Annotated in this window: 14 protein-coding genes and 1 pseudogene; 10 read left to right on the top strand and 5 right to left on the bottom strand. The window is 53.8% G+C overall.

Annotated features, from left to right (window positions below; all coding sequences use genetic code 11):
• Nucleotides 1-66: 66 nt before the first annotated feature.
• Nucleotides 67-1,605, bottom strand: coding sequence for a DUF3987 domain-containing protein (locus C5Y83_RS07470; RefSeq protein WP_105329025.1), 1,539 nt, complete (start codon nt 1,603-1,605; stop codon nt 67-69).
• Between the two features lie 101 nt (nt 1,606-1,706).
• Between C5Y83_RS07470 and C5Y83_RS29345 the strand changes: the two genes are divergently transcribed.
• The 4 genes from C5Y83_RS29345 to C5Y83_RS07485 all read left to right on the top strand — a co-directional run bounded on the left by C5Y83_RS29345 (nt 1,707) and on the right by C5Y83_RS07485 (nt 4,077).
• Complete coding sequence (locus C5Y83_RS29345) at nt 1,707-1,871, top strand: hypothetical protein (protein ID WP_158262273.1); 165 nt, start codon at nt 1,707-1,709, stop codon at nt 1,869-1,871.
• The gene (locus tag C5Y83_RS07475) at nt 1,868-2,287 is read left to right on the top strand and encodes a hypothetical protein (RefSeq protein ID WP_105329026.1); all 420 of its coding nucleotides are present in this window, start codon (nt 1,868-1,870) and stop codon (nt 2,285-2,287) included. Before C5Y83_RS29345 ends, C5Y83_RS07475 begins: the two co-directional genes overlap by 4 nt.
• A gap of 846 nt (nt 2,288-3,133) precedes the next feature.
• On the top strand, nt 3,134-3,646 hold the full coding sequence (locus C5Y83_RS07480; RefSeq protein WP_146117691.1) for a hypothetical protein: 513 nt from the start codon (nt 3,134-3,136) through the stop codon (nt 3,644-3,646).
• On the top strand, nt 3,634-4,077 hold the full coding sequence (locus C5Y83_RS07485) for a hypothetical protein (protein ID WP_146117692.1): 444 nt from the start codon (nt 3,634-3,636) through the stop codon (nt 4,075-4,077). The genes C5Y83_RS07480 and C5Y83_RS07485 overlap by 13 nt, the downstream gene beginning before the upstream one ends.
• A gap of 162 nt (nt 4,078-4,239) precedes the next feature.
• On the opposite strand, the gene C5Y83_RS07490 is transcribed toward C5Y83_RS07485, so the two are convergent.
• Nucleotides 4,240-4,464, bottom strand: a complete 225-nt coding sequence (locus C5Y83_RS07490; protein ID WP_105329029.1) for a hypothetical protein — start codon at nt 4,462-4,464, stop codon at nt 4,240-4,242.
• Between the two features lie 30 nt (nt 4,465-4,494).
• Entirely contained in the window at nt 4,495-4,983 is a 489-nt protein-coding gene (locus C5Y83_RS07495; RefSeq protein WP_146117693.1) for a hypothetical protein, read from the bottom strand.
• Between the two features lie 538 nt (nt 4,984-5,521).
• Here C5Y83_RS07495 and C5Y83_RS07500 point away from each other — a divergent pair.
• From C5Y83_RS07500 to C5Y83_RS07515, 4 genes are all read left to right on the top strand, one after another.
• Nucleotides 5,522-7,216 (top strand): hypothetical protein, encoded by a 1,695-nt coding sequence (locus C5Y83_RS07500; RefSeq protein ID WP_105329031.1) that lies wholly within the window; start codon nt 5,522-5,524, stop codon nt 7,214-7,216.
• A 35-nt stretch (nt 7,217-7,251) separates the two neighbouring features.
• Nucleotides 7,252-8,922 (top strand): hypothetical protein, encoded by a 1,671-nt coding sequence (locus C5Y83_RS07505; RefSeq protein ID WP_105329032.1) that lies wholly within the window; start codon nt 7,252-7,254, stop codon nt 8,920-8,922.
• A 191-nt stretch (nt 8,923-9,113) separates the two neighbouring features.
• On the top strand, nt 9,114-9,521 hold the full coding sequence (locus C5Y83_RS07510; protein ID WP_105329033.1) for a hypothetical protein: 408 nt from the start codon (nt 9,114-9,116) through the stop codon (nt 9,519-9,521).
• Nucleotides 9,522-9,698: 177 nt separating this feature from the next.
• Nucleotides 9,699-10,076: a hypothetical protein gene (locus tag C5Y83_RS07515; RefSeq protein WP_105329034.1), complete on the top strand. Its 378-nt coding sequence runs from the start codon at nt 9,699-9,701 to the stop codon at nt 10,074-10,076.
• 294 nt (nt 10,077-10,370) lie between these two features.
• Here C5Y83_RS07515 and C5Y83_RS07520 read toward each other — a convergent pair whose 3' ends face one another.
• Complete coding sequence (locus C5Y83_RS07520) at nt 10,371-10,979, bottom strand: hypothetical protein (RefSeq protein WP_146117694.1); 609 nt, start codon at nt 10,977-10,979, stop codon at nt 10,371-10,373.
• 828 nt (nt 10,980-11,807) lie between these two features.
• On the opposite strand from C5Y83_RS07520, the pseudogene C5Y83_RS07525 reads away from it, so the two are divergent.
• Nucleotides 11,808-12,149 (top strand): annotated as a pseudogene (locus C5Y83_RS07525) (glycosyltransferase); the annotation flags it as partial.
• A gap of 374 nt (nt 12,150-12,523) precedes the next feature.
• On the opposite strand, the gene C5Y83_RS29350 reads toward C5Y83_RS07525, so the two are convergent.
• Nucleotides 12,524-12,805, bottom strand: coding sequence for a toxin-antitoxin system YwqK family antitoxin (locus C5Y83_RS29350; protein ID WP_158262274.1), 282 nt, complete (start codon nt 12,803-12,805; stop codon nt 12,524-12,526).
• Nucleotides 12,806-13,500: 695 nt separating this feature from the next.
• On the opposite strand from C5Y83_RS29350, the gene C5Y83_RS07545 reads away from it, so the two are divergent.
• Complete coding sequence (locus tag C5Y83_RS07545; RefSeq protein WP_105329039.1) at nt 13,501-13,764, top strand: hypothetical protein; 264 nt, start codon at nt 13,501-13,503, stop codon at nt 13,762-13,764.
• Nucleotides 13,765-13,994: the final 230 nt, after the last annotated feature.

The following is a 13,994-nucleotide window of genomic DNA, read 5'->3' on the forward strand; positions in this document are numbered from 1 at the left end:
ACAGCGATATTTCAAGTCTCGATCTACACTGCTGGTGCTGAAATTTCTTATCTGATCGACCTCCAGTCAACGTTTTGCGCGCCGCTTGGCGGCGGGGCTGCCGCGGTAAGTGCGGGGGCCGCTGCCACGTGTGGTTGGTGGGTGCTTTCCGCGAGGTCGTGGTTCGCGAGGCTGAGAGTCACTTAAGTCGGAGTCTTCATGGCGATCGATCGCCGGAGCGGGCTTGTTATGGCAAGGCGTTCCTCGTTTTTTGGACGTCGCATTGGATGGCGAGATCGGGGTAAGGGACACGATGTGGCGTGTGCCTGGGTGTTCGGCGCCAATTTGGGAAGCCGAGGGACGCGATGAGGAAGTTTCAGGCGGCGAAGTTGGGTGATCGCGGTGAGGTGTCTCGTAGGGCTGCTGCAATAAATCGAACATCGCGAGCGCATGCGGAAGGAAATACTGAGCGATGGCAATCGCCGACTGAAGCGTGGTGGCGGAAATTTCGGCTACGTTGCGATTGCTGATCGTGTGCAGGATGGCGGCGAGCCGGAGGGTGTTGCCAGGCAGATGATCGGCCCAGGCGGTAAGCGATTCGGGGAGGTTGCCTGAGCGAATGAGCATGGCGATTTCAGTTTGCCAGGCCTGGTAGCGTTGCCTGGCTTCGTCGCTCAAGCGAAGGGTGAAGTCGGTTTGCTGAGCGGCGAGCGAACGAATGCGTGTTTCATATTGTTGGCGAACTTCGTCTGGGATCGCGGTAGGTGACGAAGGCATTTTCCCAAACGCCGGTTCGGGCAACGCGAACAGGAACGCATCGAGCACTCCCCTGCTCCGCCGCGCGCGGCCGTGCCGCAGACCGGCCACGGTTGATTTGGCGAACGAGCAAACGCAGCTGATTGCGGTGCGGCGGAGGGTCGTTCGTTCCCCGCCCCGTTGATCGATGGTGACCTCTTCCCCTCGATACCCTTTCCAGTAGAGCGCTTGCTGGGCGAGGCTTCGTTGTGAACGACTGCCAGAGAAGAGATCGCTGGCGGCGGTTTCTGTCGAGAAGCGCGCGACGCGGCCGTCTTGCTCGGCCAAAATGGTATTCAACTTCGCGGTGGTGGTGTCGTCGATCAGCAGACGAGGCAGCGCCGGGACGAGGTTCTCCACGACTTGCGTGGCGAAGTCGAGGGCGGCCTGACGAAACTGTTGGTGATCGCCGGCAGCTTGCTTCTCGCGTTGGCGCAGGCGGATCTTGGCTTGTCGCAAAAGCGATTGGGCCTGGATGCGGGGGATGCGTGCCGCTTCGATCTGCTCGGCCTCGAGCGTTTGCAGGGGCTGGCGAGCGCATTGAAAGAGGTCGGCTTCGCGGCGCAATCCAGCGGTTACGGTTGCGACGAACAGGCTGGCTGGTTGCTCGTCCCCTGCCCCGTCGGCAATGCGTACATGCCCGGCGAGCGCCGCGCTGCAAACCCCCAAACAAGTCACCGCCGCCAGATCGAGCGATGTCTGCGCGGCCGCCGACGCGGCGATTACGTAGTCGTGCAGCGGCTGTGGTAAGGCATCGATCGGGAAGCTGGATCGCGCGATAGAAGTGTTCGATTCGCACGGTGTGTGGACGAAGTTGGGGGTGATGTTCATGGCGAAGCTCCCGCGGATGTGATCGATGGAATCTTGGTTGGCGGGGACATTGTGGGCGAAAATGTGTACACTTGTCCAGTTTTATTTTCGACGAAATCAGGATGGGAGAAATCGCCGAATTCGCGGGCAAAACGGGTCTTTCAGAAAAGTTTCAAGATGTTTGGCCGCTAGGGATGCTGGCACTCGCTGGGATTGATAGCGAGACACTCACCGGCCAACCAACGGCCAAAACATTTCCCACCCAATCGTTGGAGACAGACCCATGAAACGCATTACTTCCCTGCTGCTTGTTGCTGTTGCTTTCGCCGCCATCACCAGCCAAGTCAGTGCCAAAGACTTGAAGTTGGGCCCGATTCAAATCGACATCCCTGGTTGGTGCCCACCGAACCCAGGCCAAGGCGAGCGACCAGCGACCCGCTATCGCGTCACGCTGTATCATCCGCTGAGCGGAGGCGTTGTTTGGTCAAGCATTGCTACCTCGCGAGCCGATGCCGATCGCATCGCCAATAACTATCGCCGCCAGCACTGGAAGATCTGGAAGTACAACGGCATCGGCGAACCAACGCACTCGAAGCAGTTTGGCAGTTACTCGGCCGCGGATCGCTACAAGCCGAAGTTCAAAATCTTGGGCATCAACAAGCAATACGTCCGAGCCGGTCGCGTCAGCATGCAACGGATTTAAGAAGTCGAGACCAATGTAAAATCAAAAGGGGCATGTCCTTCAGGGCATGCCCCTTTTTTCGTTCTTGTTGCGTTCCGCGAAAGCAGCGCGAGCACTGGTTACGGGTTGGCGATTGATTATCGTTGAGGCTTGACCTAGCCTACGGTAATTAAAAGATTCGTTGGCTGGGACACGCCCGGCGATTTCAGTCCGCGGTCAGCAGACCATTCGGTGGAGTGCGTCTGGGGAGTGCGTCGATTAGCCATCTTGAAGTGATTTCGGTCGCTGGTTTGGCTTCGTTGAATCTTGACCCAGCCCATGCAACTGTGCATCAAAACAAAGAGATACGTCATCCCTGGAGCAGGCTCAAGGACAACGCACAGTCATCGGAAATGACCAACAGGGGATTTATGGATCATGGAAGAAGAAATGCAATGTTACCAAGGATGAATACTCTCTTCATGGTAAGATGAACGATGACCCAACAGAGTCAAAAGGAGAGCGTTTATGACATGTTGTCTGAGAACATCAATTACAAACACTTGCTTATTCAAGGTAATTGAATTCAAGTGCACGCCAGGTGCATTGTCGCGATCTATTAAGGTCATGAGTCTGACACTGCTCTTAATCGTCTCTTGGAATGTAGACAGAGCCTCCGCCTGTGATTTCGAATCCGGCGAACGTATCACTTTCAAAGACTCTGAAGGTGCGATTGTCATTTGCTCAGGTTTTGGCATCCGAAAATTTCCCTGCTTGGAAAATCAGGCAATTGCCTTTGAACTTGAACAACGCTGGCTCCCAGTCGAAAAAGAACTGAATATCGTCTCCGTACTGCGAGAAAAGAAAAGCAAGCAGTGTTATTTTTTTATGATCGATGATTCCGGCAAGCACTTTCTCGGACTAAATGGTGAACTCGTCCTGGCGAAGGTAGATGCCGACACGTGTCAAGAACTCTGGCGGATCAGAACTGGCGTCCACGTGGGAAAATTAGAGGGGAAGAACATCAGCAGCGTGCTGGGCAGTTCACTGGAAGACGATACCTTGAACGTGTTCGTCGTGCACTTTATCGATTCGACGCGACTATGCGAACTGCATATTCTCCAATTCTCGGCGATCACGGGAAAACTGGGACCAGAGCAGATCGTTGAATCACACTCAATGAGTTATCCAGACGAAGCCAGCTTACACTATACTTTCGCCTCAGAGGAATCATGCGTTCGCGACGACGCATTTATTGTCAGGGTTTTTCAGTTACGCGATGACGCTAAGGAAGACATCGCACGCCCCTGGATGATGACGTGCGTGGTCGAACAAGTGGAAGGCGGTGGAAGCTGCAAGATGTCCAGCATTTTTCAGATGTGCATAAGGTGCTTCCTTTAGCCGATGGCAATTTCCTGGCGTTCTTGAAAGTAGGTAGACTCGAAGGCCGACTGGCTGTCCTCGACCCGACCGGCAGCATTATCCCGTGGAAGTCACCGCTTCCTGACGGACTCGCCGAATTCGGTCGATTCGAAGAGACTTTTCTCGACTTGGGGGAAGATGATTCCATTGTTGTGCGTGGAGAGTGCAGAACTGCCATTTCCTGGTGCAAGTTCAAACTGGCCTACCGTGACGGTAAGGCCGAGATTGCTGAGAAATCACCAATCTATTCTGCCAAATCCGACTTAGACACCGAATGGGCGTTTGAGAACAACTTTCTTCCAATCTGGTCCGGTATTCCGTTTCAACTGGACGGCCATGTTTACGGCCTTGGCTTCCTAAATGTAAGCCGCAAATTCGCATTAGAGCGATTTGTTCCTATTAACCAATGAGGGCGTAAGTCTGTAAATGATCGTGCGTCCAGATTCGTTGTCTGGCTGCCGTGAGCCTGCAGCGCTCGCTTGTTTCCCTGAGGAACTGGGAGATTCAAATGGGTTGTCTGGCTGGCTGCTCGAACGATCGGGCATGTCGGGTGTTTCTTGAATGGCAATCGCTTAATCACCACTCGGTGTCCAGAAGGCAAACACGACGCACGCTGCGACCAGGAGGAATTGGGCCGTGATGCAGGTCCAGTAAAGGATTGGCGAACCTTCTTTGGTGACGCTGAACCAGGCCCACCAAGGGAAGATGCTGACTGTGTTGGTTTTGTGTCGGGTGAGGTCGTTGATCGTGGCCACCAGAACCAGCGCCGCCCCGCCGAGCCAAAAGAGGATATACATAGGATGGTTATCCTTGTTGGGTATTGGCGGCTACCGCTTGACCCAAGTCAGCATGATGTGCGTCTTCGGATCAGATTTGGCGCGGCTGAGAACCAGCGTGACCACATGTTCTTCGTCGACCTTAGTCAGCGTAATCAGGCGAACGTCGCGTGGTGGCGATTTACCGTTGTCGACGGTTCCTTGCTTGGAATCGTCGTTGGAAATGAACCCTTTGACGAGCTTGGCCGATGTCAGCCCGGCGGTCTGGTCGCTATCGCTGCCGAGCTTGCCTCCGAACTGCTTCTCGTAGTACACCAACACCTTATCGAAGGAGTCAGGCGTCAGAAGGATCACCGTGCCCATTTCCTCGGTGGTCTTCGTGGTGAAGAAGGGTTTCTCGGTTACCGATTCGCTCCCGAAGTTGTGAGACTTGGGATACTGGAGCGATTTAGGAAGCTCGGCCTGAACCGTCGAGATCAGGAAGAGGGTAAGCAAACCCGTAGAAAGCAAGGTCGCGCTGCGCATGAGTAGAGACATCATTCGCTCCTCGATCGATTGAGTAGATTACGCCCCGTTGCTAAAGATGGTAGCAGCCTGGCGGCGCGTTCGCGAGCAAAAACTGCAAGTCCCCTTCCGGGACGCGCGATTGCGGCAGGAAACCATAGAGATCTCGAAGATAAATAGCTTGCACAGATGAACCACGTTCGAATCGATTTCCTTCCGCATCATTCACCCCAGTGTCCATCGTGTTCACATGGTTTCCGGGGTAAGCCACTTTTCTGAAATCCGCCTGGGATCCCAAGAGGAAAGGATTCGCTTGACGGGCAACAGATTGGGTTGGGCGATCTGAGTTTCCGGGTCGGTTACGGCAATCGAATCACCTTCATTCGATCTGGACCCTGGTATGCTGAGTCATCTTGATTGGTCGATCAAGCAGGATACAGCCTGACTTGTGGGAACCTGCCTGTGAAGCGGCAGGATTGAGCTTGGTGATCCACGCCGCGAGAGGTATAGTTCGCGCACCCAATCGGGTGTTTGTGCTAGCAGTGGCCGGCTTCGTTGCTTCGGGGGAAGTGAAATGGAATTCAAACGTGCCCCAATTTGGGCGTATGCGATCGCGGTGGGCATGCTGACCGGTTCGTCTGGTTGGGCGCAGACGCCGCCGGTGGTCGAAGGACCGCAGATGGAGGCCTTCTTTACCGATGGGCCAGGAGGCGCTCGGCGCGAGTCGAATGTCTTCGTGCAAGGCGAAAACCCTTCGATCATGATGTGGATGACTGGCCTCACGCCGCGGTCTGAGGATGACGGGATCGCGGTGATTCGCAGTCACGTGGAAATGCTTGATCCCAACGGCGATACCATCTTGCAGTTGCCGACCGACTACTCCCCCTATTATGAATTACTCGGAACAGGAGCAGCGGGGCTCAACGTCAATCTATATATCACGGGCAAACCGCGATTTGACGCTCCGTACATCGTGAAGCTGGACGCGACCTTCCAGCAGACCGGCCAACGGATGCTGCAGCAGAAGGAAATTTGGTGGAAGCCAGTCGAAGAGTTCTCGATTGTGAACCATCGGATTGGTTACGAAGAGGATCGCACTCGCGCCCCAGGCCTCGTCTTGCAGGCAGGAAAAGACTATGTGCTAAGGCTCGCGGCGCAGAAGTTCGACCTGATCGATCTGGCGGGTAAGTTCCAGGTAACGATCACCGGCTGCGATTTGTCCGGCCGACCGTTAAGCGATACGGCGTTCAACAAGGAGATTAGTGCACGCCTCGACAAGGTGAATGAAGGGGATATTGTGTCCGTCGATTTTGATATCGCCGTGCGAGCCAATCGTGCGGGCAACTATCTGCTGCATGCGGTGGTGAAAGATCTGAATTCCGGCAAAGAAGCGGTTCGCTATATTCCCGTTTCGGTGGTCAGCGTGTTTCCGCCGGAAGCGGCGAATGCCACTTCTCCGCCGCCTAGCAAATTGGGAGTAGAGATGCTGCTCACCCAAGGCGAGAACGGTGCTGCCCGCCAAAATAACCATTACTATTTCAACGAAACAATCTACGCGCAAATGCGGATCACGGGACTCGCGCAAGGGGACGACGGCGTTCGAAGTGTGCTGATCCGCGCCAAGGCAACCGACGAGCAAGGCACCGTTCTGTATGAAGGCGAGATTGGGCCGTATCAGTTTCAGCATTTTCTCGGTGGTGATACGTGGGAAGTATCGTTGCATCAACACACGAAGTACCCCAGAGAGAAGTCAGGCAAGATGTTCTGGACGCTGGATGTCGTCGATCAACGAACCGGAGCGGAAGGTTCGATCACGCAAGAGGTGGAGATGAATCCCGACAGCGACCTGCATCTGACAGGGCATCGTTTCGTATTGAGTGGCGAAGGTGAATTGCCGGCCGGTTGCATTTTACAGGCGTGTCGTCCTTACCAACTGCTGGGCGAAGTGGTCGGGCTAACACGGAAGAATTCAAGCTACGAACTGCAGTCGACCGTATTCGGTTGCGACGAGCAGGGCAACCGCTTGTCGAACTTCGAGCTGACTTCGTCCGGCTCGGTCTACCAATCACGCTACAGCGATACCGACATCCATATCAATTGGAATCAAGCGATCATCTTCAATCGCCCTGGCCGCTATGTGCTGCGCATAACGATTCGCGATCTGCACAGCGGCAACACCACGACGGAAGACTTGCCGGTAGTGGTGATCAGTCAGAAACCAGAAGCAGGAATCAGTCACGCACTGCGTCGATTACCCGTGGTACGTTGAACGCGGCATTCGCAAGTTGAAGGGAAACTTGGCTCATGGGTAAGGGATTACGAAACACCGGTTTGGTGGTGATGATCTTGCCGTATCTGCTTTGCTGCCCGGCGGTATTGTTGGCGGAGGATGGGGAAGAGAAGCTCGAGGCGCAGATTATCTTTACGCACGGACCAGGCGGACCGATCCGCGAAAGTGCGGAGTTTCAAACCGAAGAAGATCCGCACGCGTTTGTGTGGATCACCGGTTTGCGAGCCCGACCGGAAGATAAGGGTCACGCAACCGTCTCCGTGACCATGCGTTATCACGATCCAAGCGGCAAGTTGCTCAACGAATCGACTTTCATCGACAACTTGTACTGGGAGTTGTTGGGTCCAGGAGTCGAAGCGGTTTATATCAACTTGAAGCTGGAAGGTAACAACTTTTCGGAAGAGGCGTACGAACTCTCAGTCGAATTGGAACATACCGAGACGGGTAAACGGGTGACTACGTCGCGGAAGCTGTGGACCAAGCCGGTCAAGGATTTGTCAATCATCCAATATCAATTCGCTTTGGCAAGTGATCCCACCTTCGCGCCAGGGATGTTTCTACAAGCAGGCCGTGACCATCTTTTGATACTGCAACTTCTGAACATGATGGTGAAGGACAATAAGGTTCGTCTGCGAGTATCGACGTTGGCTTGCGACAAACATGGAAATCCTTATCATGCCGAGGCGAAGACGCAAGAGGTCGACATGGCGCTCGCGGCCAAGGAAGGGGAATATCCCATTGGTCGCATCGAGATCCCGTTTACTCCTAATCGTGCCGGAGAGCAAATCTTGCGAGTTACAGTCGAGGATCTCAACAGCGGCGAAAAGACAACCCGCGACATTCCTTGCCCTGTGATAAGTGTTTTCGACGATACCGAGAAACCGGTCCCCTCGCCCCCGCGAGGTTTACTTTCGATTGATATGTGTCTGACGCGTGGGGAATTTGGGACGCCGCGTCCGAACAATATTTACTATGCCAACGATACCATCCACTCCCAAGTCCGTATCGCGGGTCTAACGACCAATGCCAAGGGAGAAGGAGAAGTTGATTTTCGAGCGACACTTACTGATGAAGCGGGCGCAGTGATTTACGATTTGGAACAACCAACGCTGTCTCATTCTCATTTGCACGGTAAAGATGTGCTGGAAATGTCTCTCTTTCAGACAACCAACTTACCGAAAACGATGGCTGGACCAGTAACTTGGGCGTTGCAGTTCACCGACCGAGTTAGTGGAGCAACTGGATTTGTGTCGCAGCAGTTGGTGGTGAACCCGGATCAAGACCTGCACACAACGGGACATTGTTTTTATTTAGGGGAGAATTCCAACGTGCCTGCGGGCAGTCTCCTCCAGGTGGGACGACCATACCACTTAAGCGCGACCGTGTGCGGATCGGAACGGAAGAACTCGACTCATAGCATCGAAGCGAAGCTGGTTGGAGTCGATCTTCGAGGGAATCGATTGTCGGATTACGAGGTCAATCTATCCCGAAAAGTGGCCGTATCCCGATACACCGAACCTGTCAAAAGTTTATCGCTCAAGCAAGCGTTCCGCTTAAACCGTAGCGGTCAGTTCGCCCTACGGTTGATCGTCACCGACAAGCACAGCGGCCAGGTTTCGATCGAGGACATTCCTATTACCGTAGTCGGGCATGGACCGAATGATCCGGTGGAGAAGTCGCGCTGAAGGCTGCCGACTTGAGTATGTGCGTCATTGCGGCAATCTAGATCTCATCAACCGACAAACAACTTGACCCTTGGCGCGGCGGTGTCGCATACTTGAAGGTGACCTCGCTGGGGAGTTGCCGCCTGCCGTGAGGAATTGCGGAAGAGGCAGAACAGAGCGTCGCGGCAAGTCAATTAAGCGTGGTATACGGTATGCCGATTCGGGTTCAATGTCCAAAATGTTATCGGCGATTCAAGGTCGAGAACCGCCATTCTGGCAAGCGGAAACGCTGCCCCTACTGCAAGGACGCCCACATCGAGATTCCGGTGCGGGTCGATAAGAGCGAGCTTCCTAAACTCCGCAAAGAAAGCTCGACCGCGCCGATGGTCGGCACCGCTCCGACACTTCACCCTTCGGCCCCAGGTGCGAACACGCACGCCATTCCGTGGGTCTTGTTTGGCGTGCTCTCGGTTGGTGCGCTCGTTGTGATCATTCTGTTAGCGGTGGTGATCTCTTGGATTCCTGTCGCGGAGGAAAGTAAGCCGAAGAAAGGATCGACGGTTGAGGAAATCACCAACACCATAGACGAACGGCCTCCGGTTGCCAAACCGTCCGAGTGAGCGACAACGCCTCGATGATTTACCGGCGAAAGACCGTGGATTCAACACGCCGGGTACGTGGTATGCCGAAGAAGGTGACTCGGAATACAAATAAAGAATTCTGACGCCTCAAATTAGCTCAAACAGTTTCGTGGAACTCGATTTTTACCGACTCATTTGCAATAGAAGATCGAAGCCATGATTCAAGACCTAATAGACGAGTACTTGTTGAGAGCAGAGAGAGCCGCAACCGTTGATTTCACGGACAAGGATTCTCTAAGAGAGCTCAACAACTCTACTGATCGAATGCGCGTAATTGCTGGTGAAGTTGCAAGTTTAGGACATGCTGCGATCATGGCGTTTACGTCGCTCTTAGACAGGGAACCTGCTGCTCTTTGGGCCGCACACCACCTTGTTGAATTCGCTGAACTAGATTCTGAGACGCTATCACGATGCTTCTCACGAGTTGAGCAGGCGAAGATAGAAGCAAAGAAGAATGGGGATTTTGCAAATGCTATCGGCGAGGAATTGTGGTTAAAGGAATGGAAGGCGAAAAAGGCTGTATCCGAGCATTAGCCTGTGGGGAAAGATAGAGCCTGGGTGCCAGAAATGATGGGACGTAGAAACGGTGTCAGGACGAATTCCTTCACAATCGCCCGCCGCCTGAACGTGGATTCAACCGCCGGCTACGCGGTATGCCGAAGAAGGCGACTCGGAATACAAACAAAGAGTCCTGACACCTTAAATCCCTTCCAGAACGCGACTTCTTTCACAACCGCCCGCCGCCTGAATGTGGATTCACCTCGCCGGATGCGCGGTATGCCGAAGAAAACGACTCGGAATACAAATAAAGAATTCTGACACCTCGAATTAACACATCTCGTCATCTGCAAATGGCAGATTCACCCAAGTAGTTGCCAATGCCGAAAATGCAGTGTCATTTGCTCTTGCAGCAAGGTCAGTGATTGCTTGACGAGCGTCGGCTACAGTCCACGTCGGTGAGTTCAGGGACATCCACGCCCCCTCTAAGTTGTTAGCATCGAGCAATCGCTCAAAGAGTTCGCTCTGAGATGTTGTACGGAACCACTCGGGAGAGTTCGAGTTCTGTGCGACTGCCTCGCTCAAAGTGTAATCCGGTTCCAGATTCTGGAAGCCAGAGTGGATTTCATGCACGCAGCAGTGTTGTAATGCAGCAGTGCTGGAAGCTAAAGCGTTGGTGGGGAAATCGCCGGTGTAATCAGTCTGGCTGTCACAATCAAAGAACGAAAGGGGTAGCTTGCCAACAAATTCAGCGTGCGATCGCAGCGTTGTGACATCCCCGCCGTCGATAGATATTCGATCAATTTCATCAACGTCGCTGATCCCACAAGCGTTCGCGAAGGCTTTTATCTCGTCATCAACGCCGTCCCTGTTCGTGATGCACTCGAACAGATGGCCGTAGATGACTTGCTTGAGTGTCCGTCCACGCTCGAAGGCCATGTTTCGCCTACCATAAACTGTTGTTCCGTAAAACTCCGCGAAGGTAGGCTGCCGATCGGAAAACCAGTGCTTCCACAAGCCCACAATGGTTCGGGCACCCGTAGCCCAAATCGGAACCAACACGGGCGGAAAGGGACTCAGTAAGGATCGTTCCCCATCAGGAACCCGCACCTGCCCCCGTATGATCCGTTCCATCACCTTTTCTTGGCCCAGGTGGCAGACAATACTGCCATAGGCTTCTGGTCGTGCTGTCGCCATTTGATTTGCCCTTTAAACGGTATCAGGACTCTTTGTTCTACGCTCAGGTGCGAACACGCACGCCAATCCGTGGGTCTTGTTTGGCGTGCTCTCGGTTAGTGCGCTCGTTGTGATCATTTTGTTGGCGGTGGTGATCTCTTGGATTCCTGTCGCGGAGGAAAGTAAGCCGAAGGAAGATCCACGGTTGATGAAATCACCAACACCATAGACGAATCACCTCCCGTTGCCAAACCGTCCGAGTGAGCGACGACGCCTCGATGATTTACCGGCTAAAGACCGTGGCATTTCACGATACAACGAATGTCCGAGTAGTCCACGCAGCCGCGAACGGGAAGGAAGGACTTTGGCATGAATGTTACGTAGCGTGCGGACGTGCGACTTACGCGACTTTGTGTTATAGGGGAGAAGATGATCCCGTGTCAGGATGTGGCTTCCTTCACAACCGCCCGCCGCCTGAACGTGGATTCAACACGCAGAGTACGTGGTAGGCCGAAGAAAACGACTCGGAATATAAACAAAGAGTCTTGACACCTTAAATCCCTTCTCCTTAAATCCCTTCACAAAGGCGTTTTTGTGTTTGCCAAGATTGCCGAAGTCCTGGGCAAGCGGAGGCCGGATATTCCTTTGCTGGTTGTCGAAGGACGGGCCTCGGTAGACTGGCTGGCTCGGACTGGGGCGAATCTATCTCAGGCCAACCTTCACCGGATGCGAAACACACCCGATCCGCGTGAGTACCTGCGTGTCACGCATACTATGTTGATGCCGTCGGTCTGGCAGGAGTCTTTTGGTCGCGTGGCTGCTGAGGCGATGATGAATGGGATTCCGGTGATTGGTAGTGATCGGGGATGGCGGTGTGATGTTAGCGATTCCAGACACAATTCGCCCGGAGACGCAGCTACTGCCGACGGATGACGAAGTCGCCGGATGGACCAGTGCGATCGAGAACTCATGGGACGAGGAGGGCTATTTTTCTTCACTTTCTCGTGAAGCGTTGGAATGCGCGAAGAATTGGTCAGAGAATTCGATCGTTGGCGGGTTTGCAACAGCTTAAGCAACGATATGCCAATGCCAATCCAGTTGCACTCGTACCTTCTTCCTAAATTAAAGACACTGCCGAGGGCAGCAGTGGCACGCCCCAAGCGGTTGAACAAGGTGGAGGCCTCAGCAGTGCCACCCAGCCGAAATAGTGGCTTTTCAGACAGGTTCTAAATGGGTACTATCGCCAGTCAACACAGAGGACTCGGCATACGACCCGTTCGCGGGAACATCTCTGGGGCTTGGTGTCACTAGAAAAGAACCTCAAGCGGTTCGATACTTAACACATTTCCATCTTTGTCCCAAACGACTGCTGACCCCTCGACATATTCGTCATCGGAAAATGACGCCGCCCACCATATCTCGCCCGTCTCGTAATATCCCTTGAATTTCCCTTCTCGGCTGCCTGAAATCTCGTTGCCTTCGTATTTTAGGTTTCCATTTGGATAGTAAAATCTGACGACTCCCCGAGCAAATCCCGCGACGTAGGGTGTTTCGATATGCGATCCGTCTTGGAGAACGCTCGTGGTCATTCCCGAAGGAACCCAATGAAACGTCGACTTTTGAATGCGAAGTTGAAACCGCCGTTTCAAAAGGTCTCCCGGGGCGCCGATTGCGTAATCGAGTCGCTCTGGCCTGTCCCTACAAAAATACATCATGGCGACACTGGAATCCATTCCGCGAACAGAGTTATCATCTCGAATCCAAAGAGAGTCTTCGTAGTCAAGTTGTTCTGGAAACGAATAGGAAGAGCCGTCTTTTATGACCACGACCAAATCATCTTCTGTATTCGGCCGAATCCTAAGTGCACGGTCCGATTCTGCGCATCCAGCAATTAAGATTGCAACGAAACATGCACCAGCTACCAAGCTTATACAAGTCTGCATGATCTTTACTCCAGGAATTAGGGATACTAGTACTACAGCGCTAGGTAGGCCCCCAGCGGCAACGTTCGATTTCCGTTAGTTTAACGCCTTTTTCTCGCAGTTTCCTGCGGGTTCGCTTGGCGTGGCTTCGCCGAGCCTGGGCGTTGCGTTGTTGGCAGTATTGGATCGTGGCCGCGACGTGGTCCAGCAAGGCTGCCGAGGCCCGGCCGTTAAGCCACCAACTCTGCACCAAGGTCGAGACCGCCTCGTGCACTTGATAGATGGTCAGTTTCGGATTTTTTCCCCTGCAGTTTGGTTCGCATCCGAGCCAAGAACAGGTAGCTGATACTGGACAAGATTAGATGACGCTTGAGCCCCAGGTAACGCCGGCCCTAGAAACGGTATCAGGACTCTTTGTTCTCCGCTCAGGCGCGAATACGCACGCCATTCCGTGGGTCTTGTTTGGCGTGCTCTCGGTTGGTGCGTTCGTTGTGATCATTCTGTTGGCGGTAGTGATCGCTTGTATTCCTGTCGCGGAGGAAAGTAAGCCGAAGGAAGAATCGACGGTTGAGGAAATCACCAACACCATAGACGAATCACCTCCCGTTGCCAAACCGTCCGAGTGAGCGACGACGCCTCGATGATTTACCGGCTAAAGACCGTGGTATTTCGCGATACAACGAATGTCCGAGTAGTCCATGCAGCCGCCCCGCGAACGGGAAGGAAGGACTTTGCCATGAATGTTACGTAGCGTGCGGACGTGCGACTTACGCGACTTTGTGTTATGTGGGAGAAGATGATCCGATACCGTGTTAGGATGTGGCTTCCTTCACAACCGCCGGCTACCCGGTATGCC

Source organism: Blastopirellula marina, assembly GCF_002967765.1.
GTDB lineage: Bacteria > Planctomycetota > Planctomycetia > Pirellulales > Pirellulaceae > Bremerella > Bremerella marina_A.

Bases quoted from the DNA above. Each gene is read 5' to 3' on its own strand.
- C5Y83_RS07470 (WP_105329025.1), bottom strand. From the start codon at position 1,605: ATGAACATCACCCCCAACTTCGTCCACACACCGTGCGAATCGAACACT.
- C5Y83_RS29350 (WP_158262274.1), bottom strand. From the start codon at position 12,805: ATGACCACGAGCGTTCTCCAAGACGGATCGCATATCGAAACACCCTAC.
- C5Y83_RS07500 (WP_105329031.1), top strand. From the start codon at position 5,522: ATGGAATTCAAACGTGCCCCAATTTGGGCGTATGCGATCGCGGTGGGC.
- C5Y83_RS07480 (WP_146117691.1), top strand. From the start codon at position 3,134: ATGATCGATGATTCCGGCAAGCACTTTCTCGGACTAAATGGTGAACTC.
- C5Y83_RS07505 (WP_105329032.1), top strand. From the start codon at position 7,252: ATGGGTAAGGGATTACGAAACACCGGTTTGGTGGTGATGATCTTGCCG.
- C5Y83_RS29345 (WP_158262273.1), top strand. From the start codon at position 1,707: ATGGGAGAAATCGCCGAATTCGCGGGCAAAACGGGTCTTTCAGAAAAG.
- C5Y83_RS07495 (WP_146117693.1), bottom strand. From the start codon at position 4,983: ATGATGTCTCTACTCATGCGCAGCGCGACCTTGCTTTCTACGGGTTTG.
- C5Y83_RS07515 (WP_105329034.1), top strand. From the start codon at position 9,699: ATGATTCAAGACCTAATAGACGAGTACTTGTTGAGAGCAGAGAGAGCC.
- C5Y83_RS07490 (WP_105329029.1), bottom strand. From the start codon at position 4,464: ATGTATATCCTCTTTTGGCTCGGCGGGGCGGCGCTGGTTCTGGTGGCC.
- C5Y83_RS07475 (WP_105329026.1), top strand. From the start codon at position 1,868: ATGAAACGCATTACTTCCCTGCTGCTTGTTGCTGTTGCTTTCGCCGCC.
- C5Y83_RS07510 (WP_105329033.1), top strand. From the start codon at position 9,114: ATGCCGATTCGGGTTCAATGTCCAAAATGTTATCGGCGATTCAAGGTC.
- C5Y83_RS07545 (WP_105329039.1), top strand. From the start codon at position 13,501: ATGACGCTTGAGCCCCAGGTAACGCCGGCCCTAGAAACGGTATCAGGA.
- C5Y83_RS07520 (WP_146117694.1), bottom strand. From the start codon at position 10,979: ATGGCCTTCGAGCGTGGACGGACACTCAAGCAAGTCATCTACGGCCAT.